This is a genomic window from Streptomyces albicerus (genome assembly GCF_008905045.1).
Classification (GTDB): Bacteria; Actinomycetota; Actinomycetes; order Streptomycetales; family Streptomycetaceae; genus Streptomyces; species Streptomyces albicerus.
In genome coordinates this window covers 1-22,401 of record NZ_VWMY01000113.1, presented here as the reverse complement: position 1 = coordinate 22,401, position 22,401 = coordinate 1, and the positions used below count along the sequence as shown (strand labels likewise).

The 22,401-nt window shown below is 71.1% G+C and carries 16 protein-coding genes and 1 pseudogene; 7 read left to right on the top strand and 10 right to left on the bottom strand.

From position 1 onward, the window contains the following. Positions 1 to 126 precede the first annotated feature (126 nt). The 3 genes from GAS53_RS50905 to GAS53_RS50895 all read right to left on the bottom strand — a co-directional run bounded on the left by GAS53_RS50905 (position 127) and on the right by GAS53_RS50895 (position 5,883). Positions 127 to 1,818 carry a vWA domain-containing protein gene (locus GAS53_RS50905; protein WP_151484652.1) on the bottom strand — a complete coding sequence of 564 codons (1,692 nt, stop codon included), beginning with the start codon at positions 1,816 to 1,818 and terminating at the stop codon, positions 127 to 129. Positions 1,819 to 2,008: 190 nt separating this feature from the next. Further along, entirely contained in the window at positions 2,009 to 2,872 is an 864-nt protein-coding gene (locus tag GAS53_RS50900; RefSeq protein WP_151484651.1) for an ABC transporter permease, read from the bottom strand. After that, positions 2,869 to 5,883 carry an alpha/beta fold hydrolase gene (locus GAS53_RS50895; RefSeq protein ID WP_151484650.1) on the bottom strand — a complete coding sequence of 1,005 codons (3,015 nt, stop codon included), beginning with the start codon at positions 5,881 to 5,883 and terminating at the stop codon, positions 2,869 to 2,871. The genes GAS53_RS50900 and GAS53_RS50895 overlap by 4 nt, the downstream gene beginning before the upstream one ends. 116 nt (positions 5,884 to 5,999) lie before the next feature. Between GAS53_RS50895 and GAS53_RS50890 the strand changes: the two genes are divergently transcribed. Both GAS53_RS50890 and GAS53_RS50885 read left to right on the top strand, forming a co-directional pair. Next, a complete protein-coding gene (locus GAS53_RS50890) occupies positions 6,000 to 6,410 on the top strand; it encodes a GNAT family N-acetyltransferase (RefSeq protein WP_151484649.1) in 411 nt (136 codons plus the stop codon). A 133-nt stretch (positions 6,411 to 6,543) separates the two neighbouring features. Beyond that, entirely contained in the window at positions 6,544 to 7,398 is an 855-nt protein-coding gene (locus tag GAS53_RS50885; protein WP_151484648.1) for a hypothetical protein, read from the top strand. A 65-nt stretch (positions 7,399 to 7,463) separates the two neighbouring features. On the opposite strand, the gene mmsA is transcribed toward GAS53_RS50885, so the two are convergent. From mmsA to iolC, 5 genes and pseudogenes are all read right to left on the bottom strand, one after another. Further along, positions 7,464 to 8,966 (bottom strand): CoA-acylating methylmalonate-semialdehyde dehydrogenase, encoded by a 1,503-nt coding sequence (mmsA, locus tag GAS53_RS50880; RefSeq protein WP_151484647.1) that lies wholly within the window; start codon positions 8,964 to 8,966, stop codon positions 7,464 to 7,466. Positions 8,967 to 8,980: 14 nt separating this feature from the next. Continuing rightward, positions 8,981 to 10,876, bottom strand: a complete 1,896-nt coding sequence (gene iolD, locus GAS53_RS50875; protein WP_151484646.1) for a 3D-(3,5/4)-trihydroxycyclohexane-1,2-dione acylhydrolase (decyclizing) — start codon at positions 10,874 to 10,876, stop codon at positions 8,981 to 8,983. A 139-nt stretch (positions 10,877 to 11,015) separates the two neighbouring features. Further along, positions 11,016 to 11,465: pseudogene (locus GAS53_RS50870) on the bottom strand (5-deoxy-glucuronate isomerase); the annotation flags it as partial. After that, a complete protein-coding gene (locus tag GAS53_RS50865; protein WP_151484653.1) occupies positions 11,348 to 12,235 on the bottom strand; it encodes a Cgl0159 family (beta/alpha)8-fold protein in 888 nt (295 codons plus the stop codon). The gene GAS53_RS50865 and the pseudogene GAS53_RS50870, both read right to left, overlap by 118 nt. A 251-nt stretch (positions 12,236 to 12,486) precedes the next feature. After that, positions 12,487 to 13,461 (bottom strand): 5-dehydro-2-deoxygluconokinase, encoded by a 975-nt coding sequence (gene iolC / locus GAS53_RS50860; protein ID WP_151484645.1) that lies wholly within the window; start codon positions 13,459 to 13,461, stop codon positions 12,487 to 12,489. Between the two features lie 123 nt (positions 13,462 to 13,584). Between iolC and GAS53_RS50855 the strand changes: the two genes are divergently transcribed. The 3 genes from GAS53_RS50855 (at position 13,585) to GAS53_RS50845 (ending at position 16,263) form a co-directional block, all read left to right on the top strand. Beyond that, positions 13,585 to 14,538 (top strand): sugar phosphate isomerase/epimerase family protein, encoded by a 954-nt coding sequence (locus GAS53_RS50855; RefSeq protein ID WP_151484644.1) that lies wholly within the window; start codon positions 13,585 to 13,587, stop codon positions 14,536 to 14,538. 180 nt (positions 14,539 to 14,718) lie between these two features. Next, positions 14,719 to 15,669: a helix-turn-helix domain-containing protein gene (locus tag GAS53_RS50850; protein WP_151484643.1), complete on the top strand. Its 951-nt coding sequence runs from the start codon at positions 14,719 to 14,721 to the stop codon at positions 15,667 to 15,669. Between the two features lie 393 nt (positions 15,670 to 16,062). Continuing rightward, positions 16,063 to 16,263, top strand: a complete 201-nt coding sequence (locus GAS53_RS50845; RefSeq protein ID WP_055615575.1) for a helix-turn-helix transcriptional regulator — start codon at positions 16,063 to 16,065, stop codon at positions 16,261 to 16,263. 114 nt (positions 16,264 to 16,377) lie between these two features. On the opposite strand, the gene GAS53_RS50840 is transcribed toward GAS53_RS50845, so the two are convergent. Further along, a complete protein-coding gene (locus GAS53_RS50840) occupies positions 16,378 to 17,430 on the bottom strand; it encodes a zinc-dependent alcohol dehydrogenase family protein (protein ID WP_151484642.1) in 1,053 nt (350 codons plus the stop codon). Positions 17,431 to 17,606: 176 nt separating this feature from the next. Between GAS53_RS50840 and GAS53_RS50835 the strand changes: the two genes are divergently transcribed. Both GAS53_RS50835 and GAS53_RS50830 read left to right on the top strand, forming a co-directional pair. Next, positions 17,607 to 17,846, top strand: coding sequence for a heavy-metal-associated domain-containing protein (locus tag GAS53_RS50835; RefSeq protein ID WP_151484641.1), 240 nt, complete (start codon positions 17,607 to 17,609; stop codon positions 17,844 to 17,846). Between the two features lie 25 nt (positions 17,847 to 17,871). Next, positions 17,872 to 20,148, top strand: a complete 2,277-nt coding sequence (locus tag GAS53_RS50830) for a heavy metal translocating P-type ATPase (RefSeq protein ID WP_151484640.1) — start codon at positions 17,872 to 17,874, stop codon at positions 20,146 to 20,148. Positions 20,149 to 20,781: 633 nt separating this feature from the next. Here the strand turns inward: GAS53_RS50830 and GAS53_RS50825 are convergent. Then, complete coding sequence (locus GAS53_RS50825; RefSeq protein ID WP_151484639.1) at positions 20,782 to 22,071, bottom strand: citrate synthase; 1,290 nt, start codon at positions 22,069 to 22,071, stop codon at positions 20,782 to 20,784. Between the last annotated feature and the right edge of the window lie 330 nt (positions 22,072 to 22,401).

Sequence of the window (22,401 nt, the reverse complement as noted above, 5' to 3'; positions counted from 1 at the left end):
GCAGTTCCCCGCGCCCCTGAAGGGGCGCCCTGGTCACCCGGGTGACCCAAGCGCCCCGCTCTTTTAGGGGCGCGGGGAACTGCGCGACCAGCCACAGATGACCCGCACGTACCCGAGACCAGTCACCTAGTCCCTGAGATCGCTGGCCCGATGAATCGTCTCGGCCAGCTGCCGCACCGGCTTGCTCTCCGTGGCGGAAGCCAATTCGTCGGCCCGCTCGGCGAGTTCACGAAGGGACGGCGTCGCAGGCAAGGTGCCCCAACGGCCGTCACCGGAGCGGAGCGAGTCCGCGAAGTAGGCTGCCACGGCGGTGACTTGGAGACCACTGGACGCGGTGGTCCCGTCCCACAGGGGTCGGTCGAGGGAGTCGGCCTCGACCTGGCCCGTCTCCTCGTGCGGGACCCGGGTCGCGGGGTCGAGCCACCGCACGGTCGCCGTGGCGACGTGCCCCGTCGCGCCCGGCTTGGTACGGACGGCGTACAGCGCCGTCACGGTATGGCCGGGACCGATCTCGCCGCCGTCCACGCGGTCGTCGCGGAAGTCCTCGTCGGCGACCTGGCGGTTGTCGTAGCCGATGAGCCGGAACTGCTCGACGGTCTCCGGGTCGAAGGCGACCTGCGCCTTGGCGTCGCGGGCCGTGAGGTCGATGTTCCGCGGGAGCTGGTCGCAGAAGACCGTACGGGCGTCCTCTGCGTTCGACACGTACGTGGTGTGGCCGTCGCCCTTGTCGGCGAGGCGCTCCATCAGGGCGTCGCCGTAGTCGCTGCCCACGCCGACGCCGAAGAGCGTGATGCCATGCTCGCGGCGGGCGTCCGCGATGCGGTCGAGGATGCTGTCGGCGTCGGTGTCGCCGGTGTTGGCGAGGGCGTCGGAGAGCAGGACGACCCGGTTCGTGGCGCCCTCGCGCAGGCCCTCCACGGCCGTGCGGTAGCCGGTGGTGACGCCCGCGCCGAGGTTGGTCGAGTCGGTGGGCTCCAGGGTGTCGATCGCCTCGTGGACACGGCCACGGTTGTCGCCCAGGCGGGTCATCGGGAGTACGGTCTTCGCCTCGTCGCTGAAGGTGACGAGCGCGACCGCGTCGTCGTCGCGCAGCCGGTCCGTCATCACGCCCAGGGACTCCTTGGCCAGGTCGAGGCGACCCGGTTCGGCCATGGAGCCCGAGACGTCGATGACGAAGGTGAGGGCGGCGGGCGGGCGTTCGCCGGTGTCCTCGGCCTCGCGGGTGGCCAGGCCGACCCTGACGAAGCGCCAGTCCTGGTTCTCCTCACCGTACGTGTCGTCCGTGTCGTCCGTGTCGTCCCGGCGGCCCGAACCGTCCGGGGTGGCCGTGCGGGCGCCGTCCACCGTGACCGTGAAGCCGTTGCCGTCGGGGCGCTCGTAGTTCTGGCGGAAGCTGTTGATGAACTCCTCAGGACGGATGGTCGACGGGTCGGGCCTGCGGCCGTCTTCGAGGGAGCGGCGCGCGTAGCCGTACGAGGCGGTGTCGACGTCCAGGGCGAAGGTGGAGAGGTAGTCGGCGGGCGCGCTCTCGCGGACTTCGCCCTTCTCGTAGCCCTGGGAGGTGCCGTCGTCGGTGCCCGAGGGACCGGTCGGGTGGGCGGGGGCGGGTGCCGGGAATCCGTCGGCTTCCCGCGCGTTGTCGCCGCCCCGGTCGCTGTTGTACGAGTTGTCGCCGCTTCCTCCGGCACCGCATGCGGTGAGGAGGAGGCCGGCGGTGACGGTCGCGGTCACCGCGAGGAGCGCGCCGCGTGTGCGGCACCGCCGTCCCCGCCGCGCTTGCCGCTCCTGCCGTGCTTGATGTCGTCCGGTGCGCCTCATCTGTGCCCCCTCGTTGACCTCTGTGAGTCGACGTCTGTGACTGTGACGCCGGAGGCGGCCGGAAGGAGCGGTCCAAGGTGTTGCGGATGAATCTCAATGCGGCCACGGTGGGCGGCCGTTGAGACCGGTGGGTGATCCTCCGGAGACCTGAGGGTGTCCGGAGGGCCCGTACAGCGGGGTGATGACGCGCCTACGACACCACGTCCTTGCGGGCGAACCCGCGGAAGGCCAGGGCGAACAGCACGAGTGCGTACGTCAGGGAGATCGCCGTGCCCTGGATCATGCCGCCCCACTCCGGGCGGGGCTGTACGGCGTCGGCCCAGGCGAACTGCCAGTGCGCGGGGAGGAAGTCGCGCCAGTCGCCGAGGGCGGTGACCGCGTCCAGTACGTTCCCCACGATCGTCAGGCCGACCGCGCCGCCCACCGCGCCCAGCGGGGCGTCGGTCTTCGTCGAGAGCCAGAACGCGAGCCCCGCCGTGACCAGTTGGGACACGAAGATGTACGCGATCACTATCAGCAGACGCTGGGCCGCCGTCCCGGCGGGGAGGGTACCGCCGGTGGGGATCTCCAGTGGACCCCAGCCGTAGGCGACCGAGCCCACCGCCAGCGCGACGATCGGCAGCAGCACCATCGCGGCGAGGCTGAGGCCGAGGGCGACGACGAGCTTGGACCACAGGAGGCGGGCCCTCGGCACGGGCGCGGCGAGGAGGTAGCGCAGGGAGGACCAGCTTGCCTCCGAGGCGATGGTGTCCCCGCAGAACAGCGCGACGGGGATGACCAGCAGGAAGCCCGCGGAGACGAAGAGGTTCGTCGCCGCGAAGTTCCCGCCCGACGCGGTGGCCGTGTCCATGAGGGTGACCCGGCCTTCGCCCGTGTCCGGCTGGCCGCCGATGGCGAAGGCCGCGACCAGCACGAAGGGCAGGGCGGCGAGTATCGCCCCCATGACCAGCGTGCGGCGCCGCTTGAGCTGGCGCATCAGCTCGACCCGCAGCGGCAGCGTCCGCCCGGCCCGGTAGCCGTCCGCCACCTCGGCACGCTCTACAAGTGTGCTCACGCGGAGCCTCCGATCAGGGTCAGGAACGCGTCCTCGAGGCGACGGTGGGGACCGAGGGAGGCGACCGGTACTTCCAGCCGGACCAGCTCGACGAGGAGTCGAGCCGCCGCCGCCGAGCCGGCGCCTTCGGTGGTGCTGCCCGCGGCGACCGGCTCGGCCGCGCCGACGCCCGTGTCCGCGGTCCCGGCGGTGCTGCCGGGTGCCTCGAGCACGTCGACGGCGGCCGCCCGGCCGGGGCCGGGCTCACGCCGGCCGTCGCCCGGACTCGCCTCGGCACGCGTGCCGTCGGCGGCAGCGGCGAAGCCGTCCGTGTCGGCCGTACGGGCGGCGCCCTCGGCCGGGCCCTCTGCGGGACCCGGTTCGGAGTCGGCAGCGCTCGGCTCCGCCCCGCGTCCGTCCACGTCCAGTGCGTCGGGCTCACCGAGGAGCCCGGCCGCGGCGCCGTGCGCGCCCGGATCCGCCAGGGAGCCAGGCGCCCCGGCGGCCGGCGCCGCCAGTCGCACCAGCAGCCCGTCGTCCGTCCGTACCGCCGACTCCACGCCCGGCAGCGCCGCCACCTTCTCCACCAGCGGGTCCGCGATGTCGGCCGCGAGGCCCACGAGGAGCGTGTCGCCGGAGCCGATGATCTCGCTGACCGGGCCGGCCTGGACCAGGCGGCCCCGGTCCATGACCACCAGATGCGTACAGGACTGCTCGACCTCGGCGAGGAGGTGGCTGGACACGATTACCGTGCGGCCGGCCGCGGCGTAACGGATCATGACCTCGCGCATCTCGCGGATCTGTGGCGGGTCGAGGCCGTTCGTCGGTTCGTCGAGGATCAGCAGGTCCGGGAGGCCGAGCATGGCCTGGGCGATGGCGAGGCGCTGTCGCATGCCCTGGGAGTACGTGCGGACCGCTCGGGCCAGCGCGTCGCCGAGGCCCGCGATCTGGAGCGCCTCGTCCAGGTGGGAGTCCTCGGGCGGGCGCCCGGTGGCCTGCCAGTACAGCTCCAGGTTCTCGCGGCCCGAGAGGTGCGGGAGGAATCCCGCGCCCTCCACGAAGGCCCCGACCCGGGAGAGGACCGGCGCGCCCGGACGGATCGCGTGCCCGAAGACGCGGATCTCGCCGTCGTCGGGCTTGATGAGGCCCATGAGCATGCGCAGGGTGGTCGTCTTACCGGCGCCGTTCGGCCCCAGCAGGCCCAGGACCTGGCCCTTCTCGACGCGGAAGGACAGGTCCCGTACCGCGTACCGGTTCGTCGACTTCGCGTAGCGCTTGCTCAGGTCCGTGATCTGGAGCGGGACTTCGGCGAGCCCCGGGTCGGGGGCGGCCACGGTCGTACGGCGCCGGCCCGTCAGCAGCAGCGCCAGCGCCACCACCACGCCGGTGAGCGGCAGCCACCACACCCAGGCGGGCAGCGGCGCGGCCGCGGTCTCCACGCCGGACGCGGTCGGCACGGCGAGGTCGCTCTTCAGGGAGACCGTGTACGTCGCCGGTGCCGTCGGAGACGCGTAGCCGAGGTCCGTCGAGGCGAGGACCAGGCGCAGCCGGTGGCCCTCCTGCACCTCGTGGTCGATGGCGGGCAGAGTGAGTTCGACGTCCTTGCCGCTGTCGCCGCCGGTGTCGATCCGGACGGGTGCGACCAGTTGGGACGGCAGGACCTGCTGCTCGCCGCCCGGCCCGACGTCGTACACCTTCCCGAAGAGGACGGCCTCGCCGCTCGTCGACTTCACGTTCACGGTCACCGTCGGTGAGCCGGTGATCCGCAGGTCCTCGGTCAGCGTCCTGGACTCGAAGCGCGCGTACTGCCCGGGGAAGTCGAGCGAGATGCCGACGCCGAGCGAGGACAGCTGGGCGAGGCCGCCGGAGCCGCCGAGTCCGGGGAGGGCCGAGACGCCGGGCGGGCTGGCGCCCGCGGGGTTGGCGAACTCCTGCTCGCGCCCGCTCAGCGCCACCTGCCGGTCGCCACCGGACAGTCCGGGATATGTGTCCCCGCTCGCGCCCCTCAACTGGGCGGCGCCGTCGGTGGAGTCGATGCCCCCGGTGCGCGTGACCCGGAAGGCCGGGCCCGTGTCGGCGTTCTCGTCGTCCTTGAGGTAGCGGTCGAACCAGGAGTCCACGCGTGCTTGGACCCGGTCCGCCTCCATGTCGCCGCCGTCGTGGCCGCCGGAGATCCAGTCGACGTCCACCGGTGCGCCGTTGGCCCTGATCGCCTTCGCCATCGCGTCGGCCTGGTCGAGCGGGAAGAGCGAGTCGGTCTGGCCCTGCACGATGAGCGTGGGCACCTTGATGCGGTCGCCGACGGCGGAGGGGCTGCGCTCCGCCAGCAGGTCGACGGCCTTCGCGTCCGGCTTCCCGGACTCCGCGACCCGCTCGTACATCTCGCACAGCCGGGTCTCGAACTTGTCGCAGCCGCCACCGGAGTTGATGAAGATCCCGGCCCACAGCTTCTTGAAGACGCCGTTCGGGAACAGCGCGTCCGCGAGGTTCCAGTACGTGATCGCCGGAGCGATCGCGTCCACCCGCTGGTCGTATCCGGCCGCGAGCAGCGAGACCGCGCCGCCGTACGAGGCGCCGGCGGCGCCCACGCGCGGGTCGCCGCTCTTGTCGAGCTGGACCTCGGGCCGCTTCGCCAGCCAGTCGATCAGCTTGGAGACGTCGGCGACCTCGCCCTCGGGGTCGTTCAGGCCGATCTTGCCGGTGGACTTTCCGAAGCCGCGCGCGGACCACGTCAGCACCGCGTACCCGTCGCGTGCGAGGTCCTCCGCCTGCGACCGCGTGTCCTCCTTGCTGCCGCCGAAGCCGTGCGCGAGCAGGACGGCGGGCCGGCGTCCGGAGGAGCCCGCGGTGAAGTACGACGTGTCGATTCTCACCCCGTCGCCCGCGCCGAGGACTTGGTCGGCGCGGTGCACCGCGGGCGCCCCGTCGGAGGCGACGGCGGTCCAGGTGCCGGTGCCGGCGAGCACTACGACAGCGGCCGCGGCGGCAATCCACCGTCGCGGCCCTCGCAGCGCGGGCATTCGAAGATCCATGCATCAACGGTAAGCGCGGCCACCGACAACCGATGCAGCCGACAGTCGGAAGTGGTGCACATCCCAGAGGCGTACGAGCCCCCTCCGGCATACCGCGTCCGTGGTACGAACGGCTCATGGAGATTCGCCGCGCCACCTCCGTCGACGAACTGGCCGCCGCCGAGTACCTCTTCGACCACCCGGTACGGCCCGAGTGGGCCCGGCGCTTCCTGGACACCCAGGGCCACCATCTCTTCCTGGCCTACGAAGAGGACAGTCCCGTCGGCTTCGTGAGCGGCGTGGAGACCGTCCACCCCGACAAGGGCACCGAGATGTTCCTGTACGAGCTGGGGGTCGCGGAGCCGTACCGGCGGCGCGGCACCGGCCGGGCGCTGACCCGGGCCCTGGCCGCGCTGGGCCGTGAACTCGGCTGTTACGGAATGTGGGTGCTGGTGGACACCGGGAACGACATCGCCCTCGCCATGTACCGCAGCGCGGGCGGCAAGGACGACGGGACGTGCGCGGTGGTGACGTGGGACTTCACGTGAACGTTCGCGCAAAGCGCCTGCGTAAACGCTTACGCGAACGTTTACGCCCTCGCATCCCATCCGGTCACGGCAGTGTCGGTGGGCCCCGTTAAAGTCCCTTCCCACAACTGACACACAGCTAGGGGTGGGGACAATGAAGCTGCGGCACACCGCGGCCTGGGTGGGGTTCACGGCGGCGGCCCTGGTAGTGACCTCCGCGTGCAGCGCGGACACCACGAAGAAGACGGCCGAGACGGTGGACAAGGCTGTGGGCAACGCCGACCGGATCATGGCGGCGCTCACGCGGGCCACCGACAGGACCGAGGACCTCGGATCCGCCGAGGTCAAGCTGACGACCGACCTCGGCAACGGCGTCCCGATCACCATGGACGGCACGTACTCCTGGGGCGACGGTTACGCGTACGACGTCGAGATGGACACCAAGGCCGCCCAGATGCAGACGCTCACGGACGACCCGAGGATCCGCTGCCTGTTCGTGGACGGCGACTACTACTACGACGTCGATCCGCAGCCCTCCGGCCCGCTCGCGGGCAAGGAGTGGATGAAGGTCGACGGCTCGGCCGTGTTCGGTGAAAAGGGTGCCGAGGCGGTCAGCGGGAGCACCGGCAGCGGCAGCCCGGCGGCGTCCATGCGGAGCCTCAAGTTCGCGAACGACGTCGAGGACCTCGGCAAGGAGACCGTGGGCGGGCAGAGCACGACCCACTACCGGGCCGTGCTCGACGAGGCCGACATGGGCAAGTTCAAGGACGTCTACGGCGACGACGAGGGCCTGTTGAACTCCATGACCGGCGGCGGCGACTCGATCACCATGGACATATGGGTCGGCGCCAAGGACCTGCCGGTCCGCATGACGCAGGAGATGGGCGCCGTGACCGTCACCATGGACTTCGAGAAGTTCGGCGCCACGGCCGAGGTGAAGGCACCGCCCGCCGCGCAGACCGGTGACGTCACCGAGCAGCTGAAGCAGGCCGGCCGGCAGCAGGGCTGAACACGACGGTGGCCCGCCTCCGAGAACGGAAGGCGGGCCACCGGTCGATACGCCCCGGGTCGGCCTCAGTGGTTGCGCGGGAACCCGAGGTCCACGCCCGCCGGCGTCTCCGACGGGTCCGGCCACCGCGTCGTCACGACCTTGCCGCGGGTGTAGAAGTGCGTGCCGTCGTTGCCGTAGATGTGGTGGTCCCCGAAGAGGGAGTCCTTCCAGCCTCCGAAGGAGTGGTAGCCCACCGGCACCGGGATCGGCACGTTCACGCCGACCATGCCCGCCTCGATCTCCAGCTGGAAGCGGCGGGCCGCGCCGCCGTCCCGGGTGAAGATCGCGGTGCCGTTGCCGAAGGGCGACCCGTTGATCAGCGCCACGCCCTCCTCGTACGTGTCGACGCGCAGCACGCACAGCACGGGGCCGAAGATCTCGTCCTTGTACGCGTCCGAGTCGGTCGGCACCCTGTCGAGCAGCGAGAGCCCGATCCAGTGGCCGTCCTCGTAGCCCTCGACCGTGTAGCCGGTGCCGTCGAGGACGACCTCGGAGCCCTGGGCGGCCGCGCCCGTCACGTACGAGGCCACCTTGTCGCGGTGGGCGGCCGTGATCAGCGGACCCATTTCGGACGTCGGGTCGTCGCCCGGGCCGATCTTGATCTTCTCGGCGCGCTCGCGGATCTTCGCCACCAGCTCGTCGCCGACCGCGCCGACGGCGACGACGGCCGAGATGGCCATGCAGCGCTCGCCCGCCGAGCCGTACGCCGCCGACACGGCCGCGTCCGCCGCCGCGTCCAGGTCGGCGTCCGGGAGGACCAGCATGTGGTTCTTGGCGCCGCCGAGGGCCTGTACGCGCTTGCCGTTGGCGGAGGCCGTGGTGTGGATGTAGCGGGCGATCGGCGTGGAGCCGACGAAGGACACGGCCTTCACATCCGGGTGTTCGAGCAGCCGGTCGACGGCCACCTTGTCACCGTGGACGACGTTCAGCACGCCGTCCGGCAGTCCGGCCTCCGCGAACAGCTCCGCGAGCCTGACGGACGCCGACGGGTCCTTCTCGCTCGGCTTCAGCACGAAGGTGTTGCCGCACGCGATGGCCAGCGGGAACATCCACATCGGCACCATGGCCGGGAAGTTGAACGGCGTGATGCCGGCCACGACACCCAGCGGCTGGCGGATCGAGGCCACGTCGACCCGGGAGGCCACCTCGGTCGACAGCTCGCCCTTCAGCTGCACGGTGATCCCGCACGCCAGGTCGACGATCTCCAGACCGCGCGCGACCTCGCCCAGCGCGTCGCTGTGCACCTTGCCGTGCTCGGCGGTGATCAGCTCGGCGATCTCGTCGCGGTGGGCGTCGAGCAGCGCGCGGAACTTGAAGAGGATCGTGGACCGCTTGGCCAGCGACGAGGTGCCCCAGGTCGCGTAGGCGTCCTTGGCGGCGGCGACCGCGGCGTCGACCTCGTCGACGGTCGCGAAGGCGACCTTCGTGGTCACGGCGCCGGTCGCCGGGTCGGTGACCGGCCCGTACGTACCCGACGCGCCCTCGACGGCCTTGCCGCCGATCCAGTGGTTGACGATCTTCGTCATGCCCAAGAACTCCTTCACAGATGGCGGCGTCGGGTGGCAACGCGCCGGTCGTACTCGTCGCGCGCCTTGACCGCCGACGGTCGGGTCGCGGTCTCGGCCACAGGAACATCCCACCAGGCCTGCGCCGGAGGCGCGCCCGACACTCTGTCTGCCGTTTCGGTCTCCACGTAGACACATGTGGGGGTGTCGGCCGCCCGCGCCTCGGCGAGGGCCGCCCGCAGGTCGCGTACGGTCTTCGCGCGCAGGACCCGCATGCCCAGGCTGGCCGCGTTGGCGGCGAGGTCGACGGGCAGCGGCCGCCCCGTGTACGTACCGTCCTCGGACCGGTGGCGGTACGCGGTCGCGAACCGCTCGGCGCCCACCGTCTCGGAGAGGCCGCCGATGGACGCGTACCCGTGGTTCTGCAGGATCACGACCTTGATCGCGATGCCCTCCTGGACGGCGGTGACGATCTCCGTCGGCATCATCAGGTACGTGCCGTCGCCGACCAGCGCCCAGACGGGACGGTCGGGCGCGGCGAGCCGTACGCCGATCGCCGCCGGGATCTCGTAGCCCATGCAGGAGTAGCCGTACTCGACGTGGTACTGGTCGCGGGAGCGGGCCCGCCAGAGTTTGTGCAGGTCGCCGGGGAGGGAGCCGGCCGCGTTGATGAGGATGTCGTCCTTGGTGACGATCTCGTCGAGCAGGCCGAGGACCTGGGGCTGGGTGGGCCGGATGTCCAGGTCCTCCGCCTCGTACGCCGCGTCGACGCGGTACTCCCAGCGCTCCTTGTCGTCGGTGTACTCGGTGACGTACGCGGGTTCGGCGCGGTGGCCGTGCATCGCGAGGGACTGGGTGAGCGACTCCAGGGCCGTGCGGGCATCGGCGATCAGTGGCTGTCCGGAGAGCTTGTGGCCGTCGAAGGGCGCGATGTTGAGGTTCAGGAAGCGGACGCCCTGGGCGGAGAAGAGGGTGCCGGAGGCGGTGGTGAAGTCGGTGTAGCGGGTGCCGACGCCGATCACCAGGTCGGCGGTGCGGGCGAGTTCGCAGGCGGTCGCGGTGCCGGTGTGCCCGATGCCGCCGACGTCCGCCGGGTGGTCCCAGGTCAGCGAGCCCTTGCCGGCCTGCGTCGAGGCGACCGGGATGCGGGTGAGGTCGGCGAACTCCTTGAGCGCGTCCTCGGCCTCGCTGTGGTGGACCCCGCCGCCCGCGACGATCAGGGGGCGCCGGGCCTCCCGTACAGCCCTGACGGCGGCGGCGAGTTCCTCCGGGTCCGCCACCGGGCGGCGTACCGTCCACACGCGCTCGGCGAAGAACTCCTCCGGCCAGTCGTACGCCTCCGCCTGCACGTCCTGCGGCAGCGCGAGCGTGACGGCGCCCGTGTCGACCGGGTCGGTGAGGACGCGCATCGCCTGGAGGGCGGCCGGGATCAGTGCCTCGGGACGGGTGATCCGGTCGAAGTACTTCGACACCGGACGCAGGCAGTCGTTGACCGACACGTCGCCCGCGTACGGGACTTCGAGCTGCTGGAGGACCGGGTCGGCGGGGCGGGTCGCGAAGATGTCGCCGGGCAGGAGCAGCACCGGGAGGTGGTTGATCGTGGCGAGGGCGGCGCCGGTGACGAGATTGGTGGCGCCCGGGCCGATGGAGGTCGTGACGGCCTGGGTGGAGAGGCGGTTGGACTGACGCGCGTAGCCGACCGCCGCGTGGACCATGGACTGTTCGTTACGGCCCTGGTGGTACGGCATCTCCTCGCCGTACTCGAGGAGCGCCTGGCCGAGCCCGGCGACGTTGCCGTGCCCGAAGATGCCCCAGGTGGCGTTGATCAGGCGGCGTCGTACGCCGTCGCGTTCCGTGTACTGGGCGGCGAGGAACCGCACCAGTGCCTGCGCGACCGTCAGCCTTGTCGCCGTTGACGTCGGCTCTGTCATCGGTAGCCCTCTGTGCTTTCTACGTGTCCCGGGTGGAAGCCCGGGTGGAAGCAGATCCGCCACTCTCATACGTCTGCGCGGCCCGTACGACTCTGCGATCCGCCGGCTGATCAAGTGCCGGCCGCGATTGCTCCGGGTCGGGAACCTCCGGCGCGGGGCCGTAGCGGGCGGGGAGTCGTCGCTCGCACTTCGCTCCTGCCAGGGCGAAGTGGCCTCCCGCGCCGGAGGCGATCTGTACCCGGGCGTCGCGGGGGGCGTACGCGAAGTCGGTGACTCCGGCGAACACGCTCACCCTGCCCAGGAGTTCAATTGCTTTGTCCTCTTTGTTCCCCTCGGTGCGCACCGTACAACCGCCGCTGAGCGGAAGCACGATCCACTCGCCGTCCAGGGCGTACCGGGGTGTGCCGTTGGTGCCGGTAGTGCCGGTGGCGCCTTCGGGGACGTACAGGTGACTGGTCATGCCGGCTCCCCTCACAGCAGTCCTACGGCGGTGTCGACCGCGGCCGCCACATCGCCGTCGGCCGGGTAGAGCAGCGAGCGTCCCACCATCAGGCCCTGGACGGTGGGCAGTTGGAGCGCGCCGCGCCATTTCTCGTACGCGCCCTCCTGGTCGTCACCCACGTCGCCGCCCAGCAGGACGGCTGGGAGGGTGGAGGATTCCATCACGCGGGCCATGTCGTCGGGGTTCTCCGTGACGGGGACCTTCAGCCAGGTGTACGCGGAGGTGCCGCCCAGGCCGCTCGCCATGGCGACGGACTTGGTGACGGCCTCGGCGCTCAGATCGTTGCGGAGGGTACCGGTGGCGGGGTCGCGGCGGCTGAGGAACGGCTCGACGAACACGGGCAGTTGACGCTCGGCCATGTCGTCCACGGCCCGGGCGGTCGCTTCCAGGGTGGTGAGCGAGCCCGGGTCGTCGTAGTCGATCCGCAGCAGCAGCTTGCCCGCGTCGAAGCGGAGCCGCTGGAGGTCGCGCGGGCGGTGCCCGGTGAACCGGTCGTCCAACTCCCAGGCTGCGCCCGCGAGTCCGCCCCGGTTCATCGACCCGATGACCACCTTGTGGTCCAGCGCGCCGAGCAGCAGCAGGTCGTCGAGGATGTCGGCGGTCGCGAGCACCCCGTCGACTCCGGGGCGGGAGAGCGCCAGGCAGAGCCGTTCGAGGAGGTCGGCCCGGTTGGCCATCGCGAGCCTGCGGTTGCCCACGGAGAGGATCCCGCGCGCCGGATGGTCGGCGGCGATGATCATCAGCCGGCCCGACTCGTCGAGGAGGGGCCGCCGGGGGCGCCGGGCGGCGGCCTCGATGATGGCTTCGGGGTGCCGGGCCCGGGTGCGGACGAGGTGGGCGGGGTCGACGGGGTGCAGGGGGCTCCGGGCGGCGGGGGTGTGCGGGTTGGCGGGGGTGTGCCGGGTTGCGGCCGCGTCGGCCACGCCGACCGCCCTCACGGCGCGCGCGGGACTCGCTATGTCGGCACGCGCGGCGCTCGCGACGCCGGCACTCGCAGGGCTCACGGCATCGGCACGCGCAGAGCCCGCGACGCTCCAGTCGCCCGTAGGGGCCGTAGGGCCCTGCTGACCCGGCTCGCCCCGGTCGTCGCCCTCGCGTCCCGCCGCCCTCACAGCACTGCCCCCGCCTTCAGTGCCTGCTCGACCTCCGGAGGAGTCGGCATGGCGGAGGAGCACTCCAGGCGGGACGCGACGATGGCGCCCGCGGCGTTGGCGTGGCGCATGATGCGGTCCAGGTCCCAGCCGGCGAGAAGGCCGTGGCAGAGGGAGCCGCCGAAGGCGTCGCCGGCGCCCAGGCCGTTCAGGACCTTGACGGGTAGCGGGGGGACCTCCGCCGATTCGCCGTCGCGGTGCAGGGCCAGTACGCCCTTGGGGCCCTGCTTGACCACGGCCAGTTCCACGCCCGCGTCCAGGAGGGCGCGGGCGGCCGCGTACGGCTCGCGCTCACCCGTCGCGACCTCCACCTCGTCGAGGTTGCCGACGGCGACCGTGGTGTGGCGGAGGGCCTCGGCGTAGAAGGGGCGGGCGGCCTCGGGGTCCTCCTGCCAGAACATGGGACGCCAGTCCAGGTCGAAGACCGTCGTGCCGGACTTGGCGCGGTGGGCCAGGGCGGCGAGCGTCGCCGTGCGGCTGGGCTCCTCGCTCAGGCCCGTGCCCGTGACCCAGAAGATCCGGGCGTCGCGGATGGCGTCCAGGTCCAGCTCGTGCGCGTCGATCTCCAGGTCGGGCGCCTTCGGCTGCCGGTAGAAGTACAGCGGGAAGTCGTCCGGCGGGAACACCTCGCAGAAGGTGACCGGCGTCGGCAGCCCGGGCACCGGCGTCACCCAGCGGTCGTCGACCCCGAAGTCCCGCAGCGCCTCGTGCAGATACGTCCCGAAGGGATCGTCACCGGTCCGCGTCACCACGGCCGTACGCCGTCCGAGCCGCGCCGCCGCGACCGCCACGTTGGCCGCCGAACCGCCGAGGAACTTCCCGAAGGACGTCACCTGCGGGAGCGGGACGCCGGTCTGCAGCGGGTAGAGGTCCACGCCGATCCGCCCCATGGTGATGAGGTCGTACGCACTGGACTCCGCGGACTCGGCCATCGAGTTCCCTTCGTGTCGGTTGCCCCCAGGTCTAGCCGCGTTTCCAGAGCCCTGTCAATTGGTTGTCCGGACATTCGGACCAGGCCTTGACACCCTTCCCCGGCGGCCCTGAAGCTGACGTCCATGACGTCGTTGTCCCCCCGGCCTTCGCCTCAGTCCTCGCCGCAGCCGTCGCCTCAGTCCTCACTGTCGCGCATCCGGATCGGTTCGGCTCCCGACTCCTGGGGCGTGTGGTTCCCCGACGATCCCCAGCAGGTTCCCTGGCAGCGCTTCCTCGACGAGGTCGCCGAGTCCGGATACGAGTGGATCGAGCTGGGCCCGTACGGCTATCTGCCGTCCGATCCGGCCGTTCTCGCGGACGAGACCGCGCGCCGGAACCTGAAGGTCTCGGCCGGCACGGTCTTCACCGGGCTGCACCGCGGACCGGACGTGTGGGACGCCACCTGGGCGCATGTCTCGGACATCGCCGCCCTCACACAGGCGATGGGCGCCGAGCACCTCGTCGTCATCCCGTCCTTCTGGCGTGACGACAAGACGGGCGAGGTCCTGGAGCCCGACACGCTCACCGCCGAGCAGTGGCGCCACCTCACCACGCAGACCGAGCGGCTCGGGCGTGAGGTGCGCGAGCGGTACGGGCTGAAAATCGTCGTCCACCCGCACGCGGACACGCACATCGACAGCGAGGAGAACGTGACGCGTTTCCTCGACGGCACGGACTCGTCCCTGGTCTCCCTCTGCCTGGACACGGGCCACTACGCCTACTGCGGCGGCGACAACGTCAAGCTCATCGAGACGTACGGGGAGCGGATCGGCTATCTGCACCTGAAGCAGGTGGACCCCGAGATCCTCGCCGACGTCCGCGCGAACGAGATCCCGTTCGGCCCGGCGGTGGCGCGTGGCGTGATGTGCGAACCGCCGTCCGGCGTACCGGCGTTGGAGCCGGTGCTTGCAGCCGCGCAGAAGCTGGACGTGGAGCTGTTCGCCATTGTCGAGCAGGACATGTATCCGTGTCCGCCGGACAAGCCGCTGCCCATTGCTCGGCGTACCCGTTCTTTCCTGAGGTCCTGCGGGGCGTAGGCGCCCGCCGGCGGACGGTTTCTCGTCTGCGGGTGCGTGGGGGCTGGTCGCGCAGTTCCCCGCGCCCCTGACGGGGCGCCCCTGAAGTGACGCGGGGTTTACCAGCCGCTGAGCCCTTTGGGTCCCTCGTGTCGCATAGCACCATGGGTGGTCCTGGGGCCGAGTGGTGGGGAGCGGCGGATGACACGTGTGGTGCGCGTCCGGTCGGGCCACGGGCCCGGTGGCTTCTGGGAGGCCGCGCTCGCGCTGCCCCATCCGCGGCTGCGGCCCGGTGTGCTCAGTTATCGCGGGACACGTCTCGCGCTGGACCGGCCGCGGCGCCGCCTGGAGGCGCCGATCGGCGCGGTGACGCTGCTGCTCGGCTTCGAGCGACCCGTCCGCATCTCCGGCACGGGGCGCGCCCCGGCGACCCTCCTGTCGGTCTACTCCGGGCTCTCCACCGCCCCCGTGGTCGGCGAGCACGACGGCCGGCTGTCCGGGATCGAGGTGCTGCTGACCCCGTGGGCGGCGTTCAGTCTCTTCGGCACACCGCAGTACGAGGTGGCCGACCGGACCGTGGACCCGGACGACCTGCCGCACGCACTGGGCGCGGGCCGTTGGCGGAGCGTCGGTGAACTCTCCGCCGCGCTCGCCGAGTTGCCGTCCTGGTCGCAGCGGTTCGGGCTCCTCGACGACGTGCTCACGCACTGGGCGGCCGCGGGGACGCCGAGTTCGGCACGCGTGGTGCGGGCCTGGTCGTCGCTGTCGCGCAGCTGGGGTGCGATGCCGGTGCAGCGGCTCGCGGAGGAGGTCGGCTGGAGCGTACGGCAGTTGGAGAACCGCTTCCGGGAGCAGATCGGGCTCGGCCCCAAGGCGGCGGCGCGGGTGCTGCGGCTGCAGCGGGCACGACGGTTGCTGGCGGCGGGGCGTACGCAGGCCGAGACCGCGGCGGTCTGCGGGTTCTACGACCAGGCCCATCTGAGCGGGGAGTTCCGGGCGATGACGGGGTGTACGCCTCGGGAGTTCACGGCGGTGCGGGTGGCTCCGCCGGTTGGGCCGCCTCGGGGTGACCGTATGTCGGGGGAGGCTACGAGTCTTGTGCTGTCGTCCGATGTGGGTGCGGATTTCTCCAAGACCGGCAGGTTGCGGTGAGGCACGCTATGGCTCCCGGCCGGGGGGAACGGGGAGGCCGGTGGGCACGGGCCCGGCGCAGCGGGCCTGTGCCCACCAGGCGGGTACGGGTGCCCTTTGATGCGGCTGCGTCTTCGGCTGCGGGTCGTCTTGGGCTGGTCGCGCAGTTCCCCGCGCCCCTACGGGGCGCCCCTCTCTGATGCCTAATGCGTCACCCGTGTCACAAATAACCCCCTTCTGTCACGCATGTTGCATGTACGCGGGTCGTGCGTCACACCCCGGCGACAGGCCCTTCCGTGCGATCACGCGGTGTCGTTGAGCGGACACAGGCTTTGTGATCGCCAGCGCAGTGCCCGGCTCCCCCGACGGCCGCCCCTCGGCCGCCGCTGTGGCGCGCGCAGGGAGGTGCTACTGATGACCGACCGAAGGCTCTGGTCGTACAAGGAGATCGCGGCGCACATCAAAGTGCAGCCGGACACCGTGCGGTCCTACCGCAAACACGGGCTGCTGCCTCCGCCCGACCATGTGGAGAGCGGCAAGCCCTACTGGTACGCCGACACGGTCCGCGCCTGGGTCGCCTCCCGGCCCGGCAACAGAGGCCGCAGAGACGGCTGATCCCCGCCAGGGGAGGGCAAGGGCAGTGGGCCTCGCACATCCGGCCGCGCGTGGCCCACTGTCGTACCTGGGCCGATACTCGATCGCCCGCACCTCGGACGGGCTTCGCGACCGTCACGCCCACGGCTCGATGACCGTCACCCCCGCACCCGGCGCCGTTCCCATCGCCGCCAGCGCGGCGGGGGCCGCGTCCAGAGGGATCGCGGACGTCACCAGGAGGTCGGGCCGCAGTACCCCGGCCAATACGGACTCCAGCATCGGCGGGTAGGCGTGCGCGGGCATCCCGTGGCTGCCGAGGAGTTCGAGTTCGAGGCCGATCACGCGGGACATCGGCAGCACGGGGTCCTGGGGCAGCAGGCCGACCTGGACGTGCCTGCCGCGGCGGCGCAGGCTGTTCACCGATGCCGCGCAGGTGACCGGGGAGCCGAGGGCGTCGAGCGAGAGATGGGCGCCGCCGCCGGTCAGTTCGCGGACCGCCTCCGCCGTGTCGTCGGCCCGGGAGAACCGGGAGGCCCGGGAAGCGTCCACGCACTCCGCCGCCCCGAACTTCCGTGCCAGCTCCAGGGCCCGGGGCGAGAGGTCGACCGCGACGACGCGCGCCCCGGCGGCCGCCGCGATCATCACGGCGGACAGCCCGACGCCTCCGCAGCCGTGCACGGCCACCCACTCCCCCGGCGCCACCCGGCCCTGCGCGACCACCGCGCGGAAGGCCGTGGCGAATCGGCAGCCCAGTGAGGCCGCGGTCCCGAAGGACAGTTCGTCGGGTACGGCGACGAGGTTCACGTCGGCGTGGTCGAGGGCGACGTACTGCGCGAAGGATCCCCAGTGCGTGAACCCGGGCTGGGTCTGCCGCTCGCACACCTGCTGGTCGCCCGCCGCGCACGAGGCACAGGTGCCGCAGGCGCAGACGAAGGGCACGGTGACGCGGTCGCCGGGGCGCCAACCGGTCACCAGAGCGCCCACCGCCTCGACGGTTCCGGCGAGTTCGTGTCCGGGCACGTGCGGCAGCGCGATGTCCGGGTCGTGGCCCTGCCAGCCGTGCCAGTCGCTGCGGCACAGCCCGGTGGCCTCGACGCGTACCACCACGCCGTGCGGCGCGGGCACCGGGTCCGGCACGTCCCGTACCTCGGCCGGCTCCCCGTACCGCTCGAACACCACTGCCCGCATGCGCCTCGCCCCTCCGTCCGTGGATCCCCTGGGTCCCGTGGATCACAGTTCCGGCCCAACGCTAGCCGCCCGTCCGCGACCCCTCTTGGAGAAGTACCCCCTAGGGGTATAGCCTGGGTTCCGTGCGGCCACCATGGGCCCGCACGCCCCACACGTCTCGTCCGAGGAGCAACGACATGACCGCCCAGACCGACACCACCGGCGCCCTCACCACCGTCTACAAGGTGAGCGGGATGAGCTGCGGACACTGCGAGGGCTCGGTCGCCGGCGAGATCTCCGAGATCGCCGGCGTCAGCTCCGTGAAGGCCGTCGCCTCCACCGGCGAGGTGACCGTGGTCTCCGCCGCCCCGCTCGACGAGGAGGCCGTGCGCGCCGCCGTCGACGAGGCCGGCTTCGAGCTCGTCGGCACGGCCTGAGGCCGGTACGACCCGGAGCACGGACATGACCAGCACCACCGCAGCGACTCCGACGGGCGCGGCGGACGCCGCGTCGGAGGTCGAGCTGACCATCGGCGGGATGACCTGCGCCTCCTGCGCGGCCCGCGTCGAGAAGAAGCTCAACCGCATGGACGGTGTCACCGCCACGGTGAACTACGCGACGGAGAAGGCGAAGGTCTCGTACGCGGAGGGGGTCCGGGTCGCCGATCTGATCGCCACCGTGGTGAAGACGGGCTATACGGCCGAGGAGCCTCCGCCGCCGCGCGTCGAGACGCCGGAACCGGCTGTCGAATCCGGCGAGGACCGCGAACTGGCCTCGCTGCGCGAGCGCCTCACCGTCTCCGTGCTCCTCGCCGTGCCCGTCGTCCTGATGTCGATGGTTCCGGCGCTGCAGTTCGACAATTGGCAGTGGCTCGCGCTGACGCTCGCCTCGCCCGTCGTCGTCTGGGGCGGACTGCCCTTCCACCGGGCGGCGTTCACGAATGCCCGGCACGGCGCGGCCACCATGGACACGCTCATCTCGATCGGCACGCTGGCCGCGTTCGGCTGGTCCCTGTGGGCGCTGTTCTGGGGCGACGCGGGCATGGCGGGCATGCGGGACGAGGGCTTCTCGCTCACCGTCTCCCGCACGGAGGGCTCGTCGGCCATCTACCTGGAAGTCGCCGCCGGGGTCGTCGCCCTCATCCTCCTCGGCCGCTATCTGGAGGCCCGCTCCAAGCGCCGCGCGGGAGCCGCCCTGCGCGCGCTCATGGAGCTGGGCGCGAAGGACGTGTCCGTCGTACGGGACGGTCGTGAAGTACGTATTCCGGTGAGCCGGTTGGCCGTCGGTGACCGCTTCGTCGTACGGCCCGGCGAGAAGGTCGCCACGGACGGGACCGTCGTCGAGGGCGCGTCGGCGGTCGACGCGTCCATGCTGACGGGCGAGTCGGTGCCGGTGGACGTGACGGTGGGTTCGGCCGTCACGGGGGCGACCGTGAACGCCGGCGGGCGGCTCGTCGTCGAGGCGACCCGCGTCGGCTCGGACACCCAGCTCGCGCGGATGGCGCGGCTCGTGGAGGACGCGCAGAACGGCAAGGCGGAGGTGCAGCGCCTCGCCGACCGGGTCTCGGGGATCTTCGTGCCCGTGGTGCTGCTGATCGCGGTCGGCACCTTCGGGGGCTGGCTCGGCGCCACCGGTGACACGGCCGCCGCGTTCACCGCGGCCGTCGCCGTACTGATCATCGCCTGCCCGTGCGCGCTCGGCCTCGCCACTCCGACGGCGCTCATGGTCGGCACCGGCCGCGGCGCCCAGCTCGGCATCCTCATCAAGGGCCCCGAGGTCCTGGAGTCCACGCGCCGCGTCGACACGGTCGTCCTGGACAAGACCGGGACGGTGACCACCGGCCGTATGACCCTCCACGAGGCGTACGCGGCCGACGGCGCCGACGAGAAGCAGATACTGCGGCTCGCGGGCGCCCTGGAGCACGCCTCGGAGCATCCGATCGCGCAGGCCGTCGCGGCGGGCGCGGAGGAACGGACAGGGCCGCTGCCGGCCGTCGACGGCTTCGAGAACGTCGCCGGGCTCGGCGTGCGCGGCACGGTCGAGGGCCACGAGGTGCTCGTCGGCCGTGCCCGCCTCCTCGAGGAGGCCGGGATCGCGCTGCCCGACGAGCTGGTCGCGCTGAAGACGCGGGCCGAGGAGGAGGGACGTACCGCCGTGGCCGTCGCCTGGGACGGGCTGGCACGTGGTGTCATCACCGTCGCCGACGCGGTCAAGGAGAGCAGCGCGGAGGCGATACGCGCACTGCGCGCGCTGGGCCTCAGGCCGGTGCTGCTGACCGGGGACAACCGGACGGTCGCCGAGTCCGTGGCCCGCTCGGTCGGCATCGCCCCCGGCGACGTGATCGCCGAGGTGCTGCCGCAGGACAAGGTCGACGTGATCAAGCGGCTCCAGGCCGAGGGGCGGGCCGTGGCGATGGTCGGCGACGGCGTCAACGACGCGGCCGCGCTCGCCACCGCCGATCTGGGGCTGGCGATGGGCACCGGGACGGACGCGGCGATCGAGGCGAGCGATCTGACGCTCGTACGGGGGGATCTGCGGGTGGCCGCGGACGCGATCCGGCTGTCGCGCAGAACCCTCTCCACGATCAAGGGGAACCTCGTCTGGGCCTTCGGCTACAACGTGGCGGCGCTGCCGCTCGCCGCGGCGGGACTGCTGAACCCGATGATCGCGGGCGCCGCCATGGCCTTCTCCTCGGTGTTCGTGGTGACGAACAGCCTCCGGCTGAGGGCATTTTCCTGACGAAGAGGTAGGAGTCCCCCTAGAGTCCGGCACACGCCTTCACATAAGCTCTTCACAAGGCTCGCGCATCATCCTTACGCTTGGGCTCCGATAGCCGTATCGGGGCTCTTGCGCATCTTCAGGACATATGCAAGAGACGCAGATCACAGTGATGTGAACGTAACCATCGAAGGGGTTCGTGAGTCTAGATTGACGATGTCAGAGACGTCTTGGGGGGCGAATCTGACATCTGAGGACGTCTTGGGGGACGTTCTCGGAATTGCGTTGCCGGGGCACGTACAGCGGGGAGCTTTGAGCGGCCCTCCCGTACGTACGGGTCCCGGCAGACCGCACCGCAGTACAACGAGTTTTGCTCGTTTTGCTCGCAGCGATTCAGGCGCTGCCTTCAGGCGCCCGGCCGGATCCCGTGGGGGGAATCCGCACCGGGACATGGGAAGGCGCCCCGATCTACGGCCCGTGGGGGGACCGTAGCGGGGCGCCTTCTGCTATTCCGTGCTGCTATTCCGTTGTCCAGGGGCAGGCGTGAACCTCGTCAGGGACGCCCCTCCAGGAGGCGCCCCTTAGGGGCGCGGGGAACTGCGCGACCAGCCCCCACGACCCGCAGACGAAGAAACCGCCCTCCGAGCGGAGCGGCTACCGCTCCTCGACCGGGACGAAGTCCCGCTCGACAACACCCGTGTAAATCTGACGCGGGCGGCCGATACGCGAACCCGGCTCCTTGATCATCTCGTGCCACTGCGCGATCCACCCCGGCAGACGCCCCAGCGCGAACAGCACCGTGAACATCTCGGTCGGGAAGCCCATGGCCCGGTAGATCAGACCGGTGTAGAAGTCCACGTTCGGGTAGAGGTTGCGCGAGACGAAGTAGTCGTCGGAGAGCGCGTGCTCCTCCAGCTTGAGCGCGATGTCCAACAGCTCGTCGGACTTGCCGAGGGCCGAGAGGACATCGTGCGCGGCAGCCTTGATGATCTTGGCGCGTGGGTCGAAGGACTTGTACACCCGGTGGCCGAAGCCCATCAGGCGGACGCCGTCCTCCTTGTTCTTCACCTTGCGGATGAAGGAGTCGACGTCGCCGCCGCCCGCCTGGATGCCTTCCAGCATCTCCAGGACGGACTGGTTGGCGCCGCCGTGGAGCGGGCCCCACAGGGCGCTGATGCCGGCGGAGATCGAGGCGAACATGTTCGCCTGCGACGAGCCGACGAGGCGCACGGTGGAGGTCGAACAGTTCTGCTCGTGGTCCGCGTGCAGGATGAGGAGCTTGTCGAGCGCGGAGACGACGACCGGGTCGAGGTCGTACTCCTGGGCCGGGACCGAGAAGGTCATGCGCAGGAAGTTCTCGACGTAGCCGAGGTCGTTGCGCGGGTAGACGAAGGGGTGGCCGATCGACTTCTTGTAGGCGTACGCCGCGATCGTCGGAAGCTTGGCGAGAAGGCGGATCGTCGAAAGGTGACGCTGCTTCTCGTCGAACGGGTTGTGGCTGTCCTGGTAGAACGTCGACAGGGCGCTGACCACCGAGGACAGCATCGCCATCGGGTGGGCGTCGCGCGGGAAGCCCTGGTAGAAGCGCTTGACGTCCTCGTGCAGCAGGGTGTGCTGCGTGATCTCGTTCTTGAAGGTGGAGAGCTCGTCGACCGTCGGCAGCTCACCGTTGATCAGCAGGGAGGCCACCTCGAGAAAGGTGGAACGCTCCGCCAGCTGCTCGATCGGGTAGCCGCGGTACCGGAGGATGCCCTGCTCACCGTCGAGGTAGGTGATGGCGGATTTATAGGCGGCGGTGTTCCCGTACCCGCTGTCCAGTGTCACCAGACCGGTCTGGGCGCGGAGCTTGCCGATGTCGAAGCCCTTGTCACCGACGGTGCTGTCGATCACCGGGTAGGTGTACTCGCCGTCGCCGTACCGCAGTACTACAGAGTTGTCGCTCACGTCATCCCTCACCGACGTTGTGCCTCTTCTTCGAGGTGCCCTGACTGTCTCTACCATCCCCCATTTGGCGCAGGAGAGTGCACTCGGGGTCGACCATTGGGCCTATTGGCGGCACTCAGTGCCGCCAACCTGTTCATCCTGCCCCCTCCACCCCTTCTTCCGAAAGCGCTGTGTGACCTTTCCGACTCGTTTGATCGATCATTTTTTACGAGGGTGCGTGCGATCTGGTGCGTGGGTGCGGGTTGTGTGTGGCTGGTCGCGCAGTTCCCCGCGCCCCTTAAGGGCGCGCCTGTCGTCCGGCCGCGCCCCAAAGGGGCGCGGGGAACTGCG